This is a genomic window from Pseudarthrobacter oxydans (assembly GCF_034258515.1).
In the GTDB taxonomy this organism is placed as follows: domain Bacteria; phylum Actinomycetota; class Actinomycetes; order Actinomycetales; family Micrococcaceae; genus Arthrobacter.
The window spans coordinates 1,658,402-1,671,554 of record NZ_CP139438.1 but is presented as its reverse complement, the minus strand read 5'-3'; the positions used below and the strand labels follow the sequence as shown (position 1 = coordinate 1,671,554).

Here is a 13,153-nt window from a genome sequence, read left to right as displayed (position 1 = left end):
GTTAGATCTCCATCCCGAAGTGCTCGCTGAAACGTACATCGCCTTCGATCATGTCGCGCATGTCCCCCACCTCGTTGCGGAACATGAGGGTGCGCTCGATGCCCATGCCGAAGGCAAAACCTGAATAGACGTCCGGGTCGATGCCGGCGGCGCGCAGGACGTTGGGGTTGACCATGCCGCAGCCGCCCCACTCGATCCACGCCGGGCCGCCCTTGGCGCCGGGGTGGAAGATGTCCAGCTCGGCAGAGGGCTCCGTGAAGGGGAAGTAGTTGGGCCGCAGCCGGATCTGGGCTTCGTCACCGAACATCTGCCGGGCGAAGTGCTCCAGGGTGCCGCGCAGGTCCGCCATGCTGAGCTTCTTGTCGATGGCGAGGCCTTCGAACTGGTGGAACACCGGCGTGTGCGTGGCGTCCAGCTCGTCCGTGCGGAACACCTTGCCCGGGCACAGCACGTAGATGGGCAGCTCGCGTTCCAGCATGGAGCGGACCTGCACCGGGGACGTGTGCGTGCGCATCAGCAGGTGGGCCTCGGGCGGCTCCACGAAGAAGGTGTCCTGCATTTCGCGGGCCGGGTGGTCCGGCTTGAAGTTCAGGGCGTCGAAGTTGAACCACTCCGATTCCACTTCCGGACCCTCGGCGATTTCCCAGCCCATGCCCACGAAGATGTCCGCCACGCGGTCCTGGAGGGTGGACAGGGGGTGCCGGGCACCGGCACGACGACGGCGGGGGGCGGCCGTGACGTCAACCGTCTCTTCCAGCAGGATACGGGCGTCGTTTTCGGCTTCCAGCTCGGCCGTGCGGTCCGCGAGCGCCTTGTTGACCCGCCCGCGGGAGGCACCCATCAGCTTTCCGGCCACGGCCTTCTGGTCCTTGGGCAGCTTGCCGATTTCGCGGTTCGCAAGGCTGAGGGGAGACTTCTCGCCGGTGTGGGCGAGCCTCACCGCCTTCAGCTCGTCAAGGGTGGCCGCGCCGGTGATGGCGGCAACGGCCTGGTCTACGGCGGCAGTGATGGCGGCTTCATCCGTGGGGTTCGGGATGGCGGCGCCCGGCAAAGTTTCAGTCATCTACTGTTCTTAGCTACGAGTCGTGGCTGCCGGTGAACGGGACAGCCAGCGCGGTTTCCCGGCGGCGCGTCCATCACTGGCAGGTCATGGATGAATGCCCCAAGTGCAGGGCGTTCAATGACCAGGTCAGGGCACACCGGCGGAACCGGCGGCCACTATCCTCCAGTCTAATTGAACCGTCCGGCTAGCATGGCCTCATGACTGCGCCTCGAAGCCAGGAAGCCCCGGAGGGCCTCACGGCCGCGCAGCGGCTGAGGCAGGTCGCCAACCTGGTCAACGGCAGCACTGTCCTCGGCGTCGCTGTCGCTGTCGCCGCCCGCACCGACGTCCGCAGGGGGCCGCGCGGCCTGGTCCTTGCGGGCGGGTACAGTTGGCGGCTGCCGTTCGCGGGAGCGTTCACCTTGGGCAACGTGGTGCTCTGCCGCTGCCCGGCCGACAAGCTGGCGGCGCAGCCGGCCCTGCTGGGCCACGAAGAAAAACACTGCAGCCAGTACGCCTGGTGCCTGGGCTTCCCCTTCCTGCCGCTGTATCTCCTCAGCGCCGGATGGTCCATGCTGCGCACCGGGAACCCAGGGACCGCCAACATTTTTGAACGGCACGCCGGACTTGCCGCCGGCGGCTACCCGGTACGCCCCCGCCGCCCCCGGCGCCGGGGACCGTCAGAAGTGGAGGCGTGACCCATGGCAGCGGATTCCGGCAGCGGCGGCGGGGCAAGGGGCGGAGTGGGGGTTCCCGGGTATCAGCCCGGGGCCGTGGATTCCCCTGGAAATGGCTCCCGCGGCACTGAGCCGCGCGGCACTGTCACCGTCACCGGGACCGGTTCGGCGGATGCTGCCCCCGACCTGATGGTGGTCTCCATCGGGGTGGAGTGCCGCGCAGAATCCGTGGAGGCCGCCTACTCCCGGGCCGGCGCCGGCTCCGATGCCGTTGCCTCCGCCTTCCGCCGGCACGGCGTTGAGGGTGCCGACATCCGCACTGCGGCCCTGAACGTGCGGGCGGATATGACATGGCGGGAAGGCGGGGGCCAGCGGGTCACGGGGTACGTTGCAGCCTGCACCCTCACCATAAGGTTGCGGGCGCCTGGTTCCGCCTCCGCCGCAATCTCCGAAGCCGTTGGGGCGGGCGGCAACGACGTCCGGCTGAACGGCCTCGAACTCACGTTCAGCGACGACGCCGCAGTCCGGGCACGGGCGCGTGAAGCTGCCTGGCTGGATGCAGCGAGTACCGCACGCCAGTACGCCCAGCTTGCCTCGGCCCGGTTGGGGCGGGTGCTTTCCATAGTGGACAACGTCCCGGTCCAGGGTCCGGTGCCGCTGGCCCGGATGCAGCGCGCCGCTTCCGTGGAACAGGTCGCCGTGGAGCCGGGGGACTCCACCGTGGCCGCTGCAATCACGGTGGTGTGGGAGCTCCAGGACCTCACGTAGGCGGGCTTCGGCACGCCGGCCGGGCCGGCCGGGCCGGCCGATGCTTGACTTTAGTTCGAACATACATTCGAATAGGGGCATGAGATGGGACGCCCAAGCACTGATGCCCCGGCCGGGAGAAACTGCTCCGGGCACCGCCTCACCCGCCCTGCTACCGCTGGCCGGCCTGGTCCGCTCGGTCACCACTCCCGAGTTCGCCGGCATCACCTTCCACGAGGTCACCGCCAAATCGGTGCTCAACAAGGTGCCGCCCGGTTCAAGGATGCCGTTCGAGTGGACCATCAACCCCTACCGGGGCTGCAGCCACGCCTGCGTCTATTGCTTCGCCCGGAAAAGCCATACGTACCTGGATTTCGACCCCGGCCTGGACTTCGACAGCCAGGTGGTGGTCAAGGTCAACGCCGCGGAGGTCCTTCGCAAAGAACTGGCCAAACCTTCCTGGGGCCGCCACCAGGTGGCCCTCGGCACCAACACGGACCCCTACCAGCGTGCCGAGGGCCGTTACCGCTTGATGCCCGGCATCATCACCGCCCTTGCTGACTCGGGAACTCCCCTCTCGATCCTCACCAAGGGGACGCTGCTGGCACGGGACATTCCATTGCTCAAGAGCGCCGCAGCCCAGGTGCCCGTGGGCCTGGGCATCTCCCTCGCCATGACCGATGAAGCGCTCTCCGAGGCCGTCGAGCCGGGAACGCCGGGGCCCCGGGCACGGCTCAAGCTCGTCTCCCGCCTTCGCGAGGCCGGACTCCCCTGCGGGGTGATGGCCATGCCCATCCTCCCCTGGCTTTCGGACAGCGATGACGCCTTGGATGCGCTTTTCGCTTCATTGGCTGCCGCCGGGGCCACCGGAGTGACCGCCGGAGCCCTCTACCTCAAACCGGGCACCAGGGAGTGGTTCATGAAGTGGATCGCCGCCAACCATCCCGGACTGGCCGGCCGCTACCGCGGGCTCTACGGCTCCGGCTCGTATGCCTCCAAGGAGTACCGCTCCTGGCTGGCCGGCAAGGTCCGCTACTTCAAGGCACGCCATGGCTTCACCAATTCATCCGGCTTCAGCCACAGGGACCTGGAGGACGACCCCCGCGGCGAGGAGGCTGCCTACCCGGCAGGCGCCATTCCGGCAGCGGCAGGGCATGATGCGGGTAGCTCCGTGCCCGGCGTACCCGGGCTGCCGGCACAGGGAGGACCGGCAGAACAGGCAACGCTCTTCTAGGAGCGCGCAGCCTCAGCCTGGACACCCAGGGCGGAAAGAAGCGCCCTGACGATCGGGAAATCGGCAGGTATCCAGGGCAGGCCCAGGACCGCTTCCGGATCAGACAGTGCCACCCACCGCAGGTCATCGTGGTCTTCAAGCGGCCGCGCTTCCCCGCGGGTCACCTCCGCGAGCCACACCCGCATGCTGGCACGGCTGTTCAGCGGCCACCCCTGCGGTGCCCCGGCCGGAAGCTCGGGGCCGAGCCGGACGCCGATGCCGAGTTCCTCGTACAGCTCGCGGGCCAGCGCGGCTTCCGGTTGCTCTCCGGATTCCACCTTGCCGCCGGGGAACTCCCAGAGGCCGGCCAGATCCTCCGGCGCGCTGCGCCGCGCCACCAGCAGCAGCGAAGGTTCCGCCAGGCTGTCAACGACGGCTCCGCCTACCACCTGTATCAGTCCAGTCACTGGCTCATTCTATGGGGGACAATGGTGGGGCCGGACACACCATTCCTGCAGCGGGAATACCAATCCCCCTTCCCGGGGTTGTTGGCAGGGTCCGGACTTCACCAGCCCCACTGCCGTGGCATCGGTCCCATCACCAGTTTCTACCCCGAAAAGCAGGCCCATGAGCAGCGTCCTCGAAACATCCACGGCAGCCCCCACCCGATCCCCCAACATCGCCATGGCCATCTTTGCCCTCGCCATGGGAGGGGTGGGCATCGGGGTTACGGAATTCACCATGATGGGCCTGCTGAAGGAAGTGGAGCAGGGCCTCGGGATATCAACACCGGAAGCCGGCCACCTCATCTCCGCCTATGCCTTGGGCGTTGTAGTCGGGGCCCCGCTGCTCGCCGCCGTCGGGGCCAAGCTCCCCCGCAAGCACCTGGCCCTCGGGCTCATCCTTTTTTTCGCGGTGGCCAACTTCCTTTCCTTCCTCGCGCCCGACTACGGGACCATGCTGGCCTCGCGCTTCGCCGCAGGCCTGCCGCACGGCGCGTTCTTCGGAGTTGCGGCGGTCATTGCAGCCTCGCTGGTTCCGCCAACGCGGCGCGGGTGGGCGATCTCCATGGTGATGGCGGGGCTCAGCATCTCCAACGTGGTGGGGGTGCCCTTTGCCACCTGGATGGGCCAAACGTACGGCTGGCGGCTGCTCTTTATCCTGGTGGGATTGATAGGACTGCTAACGCTTGCCCTGGTCTGGAAATTCGTCCCGTTCCACCACGCCCACCCGGACGCAAGCATCCGGCGTGAACTGGGAGCCCTCAAGCGCCTGCAGGTCTGGCTGGCCATCCTGATCGGCATCGTAGGCTTTGGCGGCTTCTTCGCCACCTACACCTACATCGCCCACACCATGACACTCGTGGCAGGCATGCCGTCGTCACTGATTCCGATGGTGGTGGCGCTCTATGGCCTGGGAATGGTAGCCGGCAACATCGTGGGCGGCAGGTTCGCTGACAAGTCCGTGATGGGAACCCTGTACAAGGTGCTGCCCGCCATAGCTGTTGCCTTGGTGGTCTACGCCGTGGCCGTCCACTGGCCGTGGTCTGCCTTCGTCATGGTGTTCGTGGTGGGCGCTTCCGGGTCCATGCTGGTCCCGGCGCTGCAGACCCGGCTCCTGGATGCGTCGCCGGACGCGCCGTCCCTCGCTTCGTCACTGAACCATGCCGCGCTCAACGTGGCCAATGCGCTGGGGGCCTTCCTGGGCGGGGTAGTGATCGCGCTCGGCTGGGGTTACGTTGCCCCTGCGCTGGTAGGCGCCGTCCTCGCCCTGTTGGGACTCGGCGTCGCCATCGCCAGCGGACTCCTGGAACGCAAGAAGCCGCTGACCGCCTGATCCTTTTGGGACCGGGGCGGCCGGCGGCTTCCGGCCAGCCAGTAGTTACGGAAGCACCGTTACGGCTGCGGGGCTGCGGCGGCAGGCTGCTGGCCCGCCTCTGTGGCATCGGCCCGGTGAAGGTCGGGCTCCAGGTAGATGACCCGGGCGATGGGCACGGCCGCGCGGATCCTCGCTTCAGCAGCGTCGATCTCGCGTGCGATCTCGACCCCCGTGGTGGAATGGCTGATGGCGATCTTGGCGGCCACGAGGAGCTCCTCCGGGCCAAGGTGCAGGGTCTTGAGGTGGATGATGCGCCCGCCGTCGGCTTCGATCGCCGCGGCGATCTTCCCGACGTCGTCCTTTGTTGCGGACTCGCCCAGGAGCAGGGACTTGGTTTCCAGCGCGAGCACGACGGCGATGGCCACCAGCAGCAGGCCGATCATCGCCGTGCCGGCGGCATCCCAGAGTCCATCACCCGTGATGAGCGTCAGGCTGACGCCGATAAGGGCGAAGACCAGGCCCACGAGCGCGCCAAGGTCCTCGAGCAGGATCACCGGCAGCTCAGGCTGCTTGGCGCTCCGCACGAACCTGGCCCAGGACTGCTGCCCGCGGACGTGGTTCGACTCAATGATGGCGGTCCGGAACGAGAAGGACTCGGCAATGATCGCACCCAGCAGCACGGCCAACGGAACCCACCAGAAGTCCCCTTCGATGGCATGCGGGTGCTGGAACTTGTCCCATGCCTCATAGAGGGCGAAGAGGCCGCCGACGCTGAACAGGACGATGGAGACAATGAAGGCATAGATGTAGCGCTCCCGGCCGTAGCCGAAGGGGTGCTCGGGGCTGGCAGCCCGTTTCGCTTTCTTGCCTCCTACCAGCAGAAGGACCTGGTTGCCTGAGTCGGCCACGGAGTGGATGGCTTCGGCGAGCATTGACGAGGAAAGCGTGAGGGCATACGCCACGAACTTCAGGGCGGCGATGGTCAGGTTGGCAGCCAGGGCCGCCACAATCGCCTTGGTACCGCCATGTGCAGCCAAGGGGCTTCACCTCTTTACGTTTACGGTTCAGTTAGGACAATGCGGATCCGGCCCCGGCCCGCCCATAGTCACCGTACCCGCCGCAATGTCCTGCATGCGCCAGCGACTGACCCTAAGCCTGCTGACATTGGCGGGGCCCTATGTTAGCTTGAGCCTCATCGGGACCATCAGATCCCGGCCACTATAAGGAGGAGACATGGGTTTTCTTGCTTGGATTATCCTCGGCCTTATCGTAGGGGCCATTGTTAAGGCCGTCATGCCCGGACGGGTTGGCGGGGGCTGGGTCACCAGCCTTGTTTTGGGTGTAGTGGGCGCCATTGTGGGCGGCTGGATCGGCAGCCTCCTGTTCAACAAGGGCGATCTTGCCTTCTTCGACCTGGGCACCTGGATTCTCGCTATCGTCGGCGGCCTTGTTGTTGCCGGCATCTACGGGGCTATCACCGGACGCGGCAAGGCTACCCGCGCACCCTGATTTGCTACCCTGTTTGAACATCAACAGCAAGGGCTCCGGAAAATCCGGAGCCCTTATATTTTTCAACCAGCCGGGTTTTTCAAGCAGCCGGGCAAGGCACTGCTGCCGGGTCCGGGCGGAGAACGCCGACGGGTCCTGCCGGGCAAAGTCCTGCGAGGCAGAGTCCTTCGGGGCAGCGAAGCCTAGGCTGTCACCCGGGCGGGCAGGTGCTGGGACCGGGCGCTGGCGTACAGGCAGACCGTGGCCGCGGTACCCAGGTTCAGGCTCTCCGCGGAGCCGTACACCGGCACGGCCACCCGATGGTCTGCCAGCGCAAGCTCCTCCTGGGACAGGCCCTGGGCCTCGTTCCCGAAAAGCCACGCGGTGGGCTGCTCCAGGGCATAGGCCGACTCCGGACCTTCACCGGTCAGCCGTCGCCGGGCGTTCTCATCCTGCAGGGTGTCCAGGTTGAGGGAACCGTAGCCGTCCGCCGCCAGGATGCCTATCCCCCGTGCCCGGCAGGCCGCAACCAGGCCGCCGATGTCGGCACCCAGCACCACCGGGAGGTGGAAGAGCGAGCCGGCCGTGGAGCGCACCGCCTTGGGGTTGTAGATGTCCACGCTGGAGGATGTGAGGATGACGGCGTCCGCGCCGGCGGAGTCTGCTGCCCGCAGGACGGTTCCCGCGTTCCCGGGGTCACGGACCTGGCACAGCACGGCAATCAGGCGGGGCCCGGCGTCGAGCACTTCTTCCAGCGCCACGTCCAGGAAGCGGCAGACGGCGACGATCCCCTGCGGGTTGACGGTGTCCGCCATGGCCGCGAGGACCTCGTCAGTGGCAAGGCGGGCGTTGACCCCTTGGGACAGTTCCTCAAATTCCGGGAACCGGTCCAGGCAGCTTTCGCTGGCAAAAACCTCCGTGACCACACCCGGGGCGCCGGCGGCAAGGCGCTGCTGGTGGAGCCTGAGGGCTTCGCGGACCGCCTGGGGCCCTTCAGCCAGGAACAGTCCGCGCTTTAAACGCGCCGGGCGCCCGGCAAGTTTTGCCACGTCCCTCACCCGATCAGCTCGGGGATTGGACAGCGGAAAATCTTGCGGGCGCCCGGTTTCGTTCATATAAGAACTTTAGTGGCTAGGGCCACGGGTTCCTGAACCGTCCCTGGCGGAACAGCCGGTTGCTAGGCAACAACCTTCTTGGCGGAGGTGTCGGCAGGCAGGGAATCCTTGGCAACCTTGACCAGCGCTGCGAAAGCGTTGGCGTCGGAAACGGCCAGCTCGGCCAGCATGCGGCGGTCAACCTCAACCTCAGCGGCCTTCAGGCCCTGGATCAGGCGGTTGTAGGTGAGTCCGTTGGCGCGGGATGCAGCGTTGATGCGCTGGATCCACAGGCGGCGGAAGTCGCCCTTCTTCTTCTTACGGTCGCCGTAGCTGTACACAAACGAGTGCAGCAGCTGCTCTTTGGCCTTGCGGTACAGGCGTGAACGCTGTCCACGGTAGCCCTTTGCGCGTTCAAGGATAACCCGGCGCTTCTTGTGGGCGTTGACCGCCCTCTTCACACGTGCCACGTGCGTACTCCTTCGAAAATCTGATCCCAAGCATCTACTGCCGGTTTCCCGGCGGCCTGAGAAGGCTTTTTGGTAGGTGACCGGCCACCAGGTGGTGGTCAGTCAAAGAACTTGGAAACTAGATGCCGAGCATCTTCCGGATGACCTTGGCATCGCCCTTGAAGACGATCTTGTCGCCGGCAAGGCGACGGGTCAGCCGTGAGGACTTGTGCTCGAGGTAGTGGCGGCGGTTGGCCTGCTGGCGGCGCAGCTTGCCGCTGCCGGTCAGCTTGAAGCGCTTCTTGGCACCACTGTGGGTCTTCATCTTCGGCATGGGAACCGATCTCCTTACGTATCCGCAGGCTGGGCCTGCGGCTCTCTTGCGCAGCCGCCCCTGCGGGCGGCATGCTGGTTGCTGACTGTCCGGGGACGGAACCCCGGGCAGCTATGAACTAAGTGGTCTTCTTGCCGGCCGGCTTCGGCGCTGCCTTGGGGGCAGGGCGGGCAGCAGGCTTCGGCGCGGCGGGCCTGGCCACCGGCTTCGGCGGAGCAGGAACCGCTGCGGGCTTCGGCGCTGCTGCCGGAGCCGCCGGAGCAGCCGCGGCGGGCTTCTCTGCCGCAGCCTTGGGGGCGGGAGCAGCCTTCGGAGCAGCAGCCTTGGGGGCCGCCGCCTTCGGAGCAACTGCCTTCGGAGCCTCCTGCTTGGGTGCTTCCTGCTTCGGAGCCTCCTGCTTCGGAGCTTCCGCGGCCTTGGCGGGAGCTTCGGCTGCAGCAGGCTCGACGACGTCGGCCGGCTCCTGCGCAGGGGCCTCGGCTACTGCCTCAGGTTCGGTCGAGACGGTGAATCCTTCGGGCAGCAGATCCGCCAGGGACTGCGTCAAAGGCGCCTGATCGTCGCCGGACGTGTCAACACGCCCGGAAGCCTTGGCTTCGTTCTGTGCCTTCGCCTCGGCACGCTGGGTGGCGCGACGGGCTTCGGCCTTGGCCTCCGCCTTGTTCTTCAGCGGGCCAACCACCATGACCATGTTGCGGCCGTCAATGCGGGGGCTGGACTCCACAACGCCCACTTCAGCGACGTCGTCGGCGAAGCGCTGGAGGAGGCGGATGCCCATTTCCGGACGCTGCTGCTCACGGCCACGGAACTGGATCATGGCCTTGACCTTGTCCCCGGCGCCGAGGAAGCGCAGTGCGTGCCCGCGCTTGGTCTCGTAGTCGTGGGTGTCGATCTTCAGGCGGAAGCGGATTTCCTTCAGAACGGTGTTCGTCTGGTTCTTCCGGGCTTCGCGTGCCTTAACCGCGGCCTCGTACTTGTACTTGCCGAAGTCCATCAGCTTGCACACCGGAGGCTTCGCCTGAGGTGCAACTTCAACGAGATCAAGGTCGGACTCGGCAGCCAGACGCAGGGCATCCTCAATACGGACGATTCCTACCTGTTCACCTGCAGGGCCGACCAGCCGCACCTCGGGGACGCGGATACGCTCATTGATTCTTGGCTCGCTAATGTTAAAGCTCCTGTTTTTGTTGTGGAATCCGGCAAATAGAGAAGGCCCCCAATTGCCGGAGCAATCGAAGGCCTCTGAAAGATCGGATACAGCTCCCTTCCAGGGACTGCACGCACAGTTCCGGCCGATGCCGGTTCCATGCCCAACCAGGTACCCGGCAACCTTGAGTTCCTAAACTTCGGAACAGCGGCTGACGCGGGTGGGAGAGAACTCCGCTTGCAAACTGCATGCCATCTTACAGAGAAAATTCCCGTCAACGCAGTGCAGCGCCGGTGGGAACCTTGATTGTTGGATCAATCTCTGAAATAACGACATCCAGTTGGTCTGTGTCAAGCTTACCAGTATGAGCACCCCAGACAGTAATTCACACGTTTTCGAGCCCGCGCCCGCCGGTCCCGATGTCTCCCGGCAGGTCCGCGATATTTCCGAGGTTCCGGCGATCGAGGTCATCACCACCGCAGCCGTCCATCTGATGAGCGCAGCCGCCGTCAAGCTGGGGCTGGCGGCGGAGGACAACGCCGAGGAACTGAAGGACCTGGACGAGGCCCGGAAACTGATCACGGCCCTGGCCGGCCTGGTGACGGCGGCCGCCCCGGAGATCGGATCGCAGCACGCAGGGCCGTTGCGTGACGGCCTCCGGTCGCTGCAGCTGGCGTTCCGCGAAGAGTCGCTGATTCCCGATGCCCCGGGCAAGGGCCCGGGAGAGAAGTACACCGGGGCAGTGAACTAAGGAAGAACCCACCCAAGCGCCTTGCGACGGCGGGACGGCCTTTACGGGTCGTCCCGCCGTCGTCGTTTCCCGGGCAAAGTACCTCCGGGGTCCATCGATTGCTCCGTAGCTGCCGTTTAGCGCGACCAAAAGGACAACTGTGGAGCAACCGATGGAAGAAACTGCGTCAGGCAGCGCGGCGCCGCCGCTGCTGGAGGAACAGCCCGGCAAAGCACAGCAGCACGCCGGCGACCCCCACCGACACAAACCCTCCGGACGGTCCTGTGCCGTCGATGAAGACGCCCGCGAGCGGCGCACCCAGGGCCACGCCAGCCGTCAGCGCTGAGCCGTACCAGCCCATGGCCTCCCCGCGGCGTTCCTCGGCCACCACGTCCGCCACCTTTTCTGATGCTGATGACAGCACGGGCGCGCACAGCAGTCCCGGCAGGAGCGAGGCGAAGGCCAGGGTCCAGGTGTCATGGGCGAAGCCCATGGGGATCGTCAGTGCCGCCATTCCCAGCAGCAGGACCAGCGGAGAGACGGGACGGTGCATGGCGCCGTACACCAGGCCGCCTACCACCGACGCTGCGCACCAGAAGACGAAGACGATGCCGATGTCGCGCTGGTGGCCGCCCGTCTCCAGGGCTGCCACAATTCCCACATCCGTCCCGCTCAGGACCATGCCGGCGCCCGCTGCCACCGCAAAGACCGCGGCCACGGCGGCCGTGAACCATGTGAAGTTGTGCGCAACCTTGCCGCGGAGGCCGGCACGGCCCCGGGCTTCCGCAGGCGCCAGTTCCGCCGCCGCCTCCTGCAAATGCGCGGGGGCGGCGGACACGACGGCGGCCTCTGCCGCGCGGCACTCGTCAGCGCTGGATTCCTCGGATTGCGCAGCACTGCGGGTGGGCGGGTTGAACCACATCAGGAACAGGCCGGCCAGCGACGTGGAAACGCCCACCACGGTCAGGCCCAGCACTGTGAACCCGCTGGTGGCCACGATGGCACCCGCAGCGGGGCCGATCATGAACACTATCTCGGTGGTGATCGCGTCGAGGGCGAAGGCCGTACGGCGCTGGTCGCCGTCGGCCAGAACGCCCAGGGACTGGCGGACCACGCTGAAGATGGGGAGCGTGAGCAGGCCGCCCACAAACACCAGCGGAAGCAGCCACTGGTAGGACACGTGGGGAACCACAGACCAAATGACGGTTTCCGAGATCACGGAAGGGATCAGTGCGGTGCGCAGGCCCACGGTGTCCACGCGCCGCCCGCGCCACGGCGCGCCAACGGCCATGCCGATGGTCATGACGGCGGCGGCGGCGCCCGCGGCGGCATATCCCTGGTCCAGGGTGAGGACGATGTGCAGGGTCAGCAGCACGCCGGCCGCGGAATGGGGAATACGGGCAACCATGCCCACCAGCAGCAGCCTGCGGACGGGCCCGACGGCGAGCAACTCCCGGTAGAGAGCGAAATTCACGGTGATCCTCATGTCTGCCGCAGCGGGCCGGGGATCACCCCGCCTTTCTGCGGCTAGCGGTCTGCGCGCCTCAACTTGACCTCGATCGAGTCGACGCGCTCCCCAAACAATACATTCCGCGACCACTGCGCCTGGAGGCCGGCTACGAGTTCCTGCACCCCCGCCGCATCGAGTCCGTCTTCGAGGTAGAGCACCACCTGCAGTTCCGGCCCCGCACCGCCGCCTGCAACCATGGTTCCATCGGCGGCGCGGGCGGCCACTCCCCTGCCCGGCACCAGCTCGAGGTTCCGGACGGCGGGGAAACCGGCGGCTGCCCGGCCCATCTCCTGCGCGAGCTCTTTGTCCTTGTACGACGGGACCCACCCGTGCTGCTGTGCCAGGGCCCAGACCGCGGGCCGCCGCACCACGAACGTGAACCCGGAGCCTGGATCGAGGACCAGCAGTTCTGCGCCCTCCGCGACGGCGGAGAGCGCCGCACGTGCCGCGTACACCGCAACCGGCCTGGCCCCGGGGTGCCAGGCGGCCAGTGCCGCCGTTGAGGTGAAGGCCGGCATGGCTGTCCTGCCGTCGGCAGCCTTGAGGGTAACCAGGGCCATGTCCGCCTGTTTGTCGGAGTTCAGGCCGTGCGATCCCTCCGCTTCCTCGGCGAGCCGGGCCACGATGGGGATGAACACGCGGGCGGTGGTCAGCGAAGCCACCACGTCGGCTTCATCCCCTGTTCCTTCCCGCAAGGCCGCAACTGCGGCGAGGTAGGCATCGCTGGCGGTTCCGTCGTCGTTCTCGAAGTTGTGGATTTTGGCATCGTCTCCGGCCAGGCTTCGGCCCGCCCAGGGCTGGCCTGCAGAGTCCGCAGCGCCGCCGGCGCCCGCCAGCGCGGCAGCGATGTGCCCCGGCAGCTGGCGCGGGGACGGGGAGCCCGGTTCGTTGCTGGCCATGCCGG

Annotated in this window: 15 protein-coding genes; 6 read left to right on the top strand and 9 right to left on the bottom strand. The window is 66.7% G+C overall.

Going from position 1 to position 13,153, the window contains the following annotated elements; translation table 11 throughout:
• Nucleotide 1: 1 nt before the first annotated feature.
• A complete protein-coding gene (gene pheS, locus SMD14_RS07625; RefSeq protein ID WP_157238564.1) occupies nucleotides 2-1,063 on the bottom strand; it encodes a phenylalanine--tRNA ligase subunit alpha in 1,062 nt (353 codons plus the stop codon).
• Between the two features lie 197 nt (nucleotides 1,064-1,260).
• Between pheS and SMD14_RS07620 the strand changes: the two genes are divergently transcribed.
• The 3 genes from SMD14_RS07620 (at nucleotide 1,261) to SMD14_RS07610 (ending at nucleotide 3,700) form a co-directional block, all read left to right on the top strand.
• A complete protein-coding gene (locus SMD14_RS07620; RefSeq protein ID WP_157238565.1) occupies nucleotides 1,261-1,740 on the top strand; it encodes a hypothetical protein in 480 nt (159 codons plus the stop codon).
• 3 nt (nucleotides 1,741-1,743) lie between these two features.
• Nucleotides 1,744-2,487 carry an SIMPL domain-containing protein gene (locus SMD14_RS07615; RefSeq protein WP_321215884.1) on the top strand — a complete coding sequence of 248 codons (744 nt, stop codon included), beginning with the start codon at nucleotides 1,744-1,746 and terminating at the stop codon, nucleotides 2,485-2,487.
• Between the two features lie 79 nt (nucleotides 2,488-2,566).
• Complete coding sequence (locus tag SMD14_RS07610; RefSeq protein WP_321215883.1) at nucleotides 2,567-3,700, top strand: Rv2578c family radical SAM protein; 1,134 nt, start codon at nucleotides 2,567-2,569, stop codon at nucleotides 3,698-3,700.
• Here the strand turns inward: SMD14_RS07610 and SMD14_RS07605 are convergent.
• Nucleotides 3,697-4,146 carry a (deoxy)nucleoside triphosphate pyrophosphohydrolase gene (locus tag SMD14_RS07605; protein WP_321215882.1) on the bottom strand — a complete coding sequence of 150 codons (450 nt, stop codon included), beginning with the start codon at nucleotides 4,144-4,146 and terminating at the stop codon, nucleotides 3,697-3,699. The two genes, SMD14_RS07610 and SMD14_RS07605, sit on opposite strands and share 4 nt — an antisense overlap.
• A 160-nt stretch (nucleotides 4,147-4,306) precedes the next feature.
• On the opposite strand from SMD14_RS07605, the gene SMD14_RS07600 reads away from it, so the two are divergent.
• On the top strand, nucleotides 4,307-5,515 hold the full coding sequence (locus tag SMD14_RS07600) for an MFS transporter (RefSeq protein ID WP_157238567.1): 1,209 nt from the start codon (nucleotides 4,307-4,309) through the stop codon (nucleotides 5,513-5,515).
• Nucleotides 5,516-5,574: 59 nt separating this feature from the next.
• Here the strand turns inward: SMD14_RS07600 and SMD14_RS07595 are convergent, their stop codons facing one another.
• Nucleotides 5,575-6,534, bottom strand: coding sequence for a cation diffusion facilitator family transporter (locus SMD14_RS07595; protein WP_321215881.1), 960 nt, complete (start codon nucleotides 6,532-6,534; stop codon nucleotides 5,575-5,577).
• 196 nt (nucleotides 6,535-6,730) lie between these two features.
• Between SMD14_RS07595 and SMD14_RS07590 the strand changes: the two genes are divergently transcribed.
• Nucleotides 6,731-7,006, top strand: coding sequence for a GlsB/YeaQ/YmgE family stress response membrane protein (locus tag SMD14_RS07590; RefSeq protein WP_066274925.1), 276 nt, complete (start codon nucleotides 6,731-6,733; stop codon nucleotides 7,004-7,006).
• Nucleotides 7,007-7,188: 182 nt separating this feature from the next.
• Here SMD14_RS07590 and SMD14_RS07585 read toward each other — a convergent pair whose 3' ends face one another.
• From SMD14_RS07585 to infC, 4 genes are all read right to left on the bottom strand, one after another.
• Nucleotides 7,189-8,100, bottom strand: coding sequence for an RNA methyltransferase (locus tag SMD14_RS07585; protein WP_157238569.1), 912 nt, complete (start codon nucleotides 8,098-8,100; stop codon nucleotides 7,189-7,191).
• A 62-nt stretch (nucleotides 8,101-8,162) separates the two neighbouring features.
• On the bottom strand, nucleotides 8,163-8,549 hold the full coding sequence (rplT, locus tag SMD14_RS07580) for a 50S ribosomal protein L20 (RefSeq protein ID WP_066274920.1): 387 nt from the start codon (nucleotides 8,547-8,549) through the stop codon (nucleotides 8,163-8,165).
• Between the two features lie 118 nt (nucleotides 8,550-8,667).
• Nucleotides 8,668-8,862, bottom strand: a complete 195-nt coding sequence (gene rpmI / locus SMD14_RS07575) for a 50S ribosomal protein L35 (protein WP_009358635.1) — start codon at nucleotides 8,860-8,862, stop codon at nucleotides 8,668-8,670.
• A gap of 118 nt (nucleotides 8,863-8,980) precedes the next feature.
• Nucleotides 8,981-9,988: a translation initiation factor IF-3 gene (infC, locus tag SMD14_RS07570; RefSeq protein WP_321215880.1), complete on the bottom strand. Its 1,008-nt coding sequence runs from the start codon at nucleotides 9,986-9,988 to the stop codon at nucleotides 8,981-8,983.
• 385 nt (nucleotides 9,989-10,373) lie between these two features.
• On the opposite strand from infC, the gene SMD14_RS07565 reads away from it, so the two are divergent.
• Nucleotides 10,374-10,760 carry a DUF1844 domain-containing protein gene (locus SMD14_RS07565; RefSeq protein WP_157238571.1) on the top strand — a complete coding sequence of 129 codons (387 nt, stop codon included), beginning with the start codon at nucleotides 10,374-10,376 and terminating at the stop codon, nucleotides 10,758-10,760.
• A 166-nt stretch (nucleotides 10,761-10,926) separates the two neighbouring features.
• On the opposite strand, the gene SMD14_RS07560 is transcribed toward SMD14_RS07565, so the two are convergent.
• Together SMD14_RS07560 and SMD14_RS07555 are read right to left on the bottom strand one after the other, a co-directional pair.
• Nucleotides 10,927-12,213, bottom strand: coding sequence for an MFS transporter (locus SMD14_RS07560; RefSeq protein ID WP_321215879.1), 1,287 nt, complete (start codon nucleotides 12,211-12,213; stop codon nucleotides 10,927-10,929).
• Nucleotides 12,214-12,266: 53 nt separating this feature from the next.
• Nucleotides 12,267-13,148, bottom strand: coding sequence for an SseB family protein (locus SMD14_RS07555; RefSeq protein WP_321215878.1), 882 nt, complete (start codon nucleotides 13,146-13,148; stop codon nucleotides 12,267-12,269).
• Between the last annotated feature and the right edge of the window lie 5 nt (nucleotides 13,149-13,153).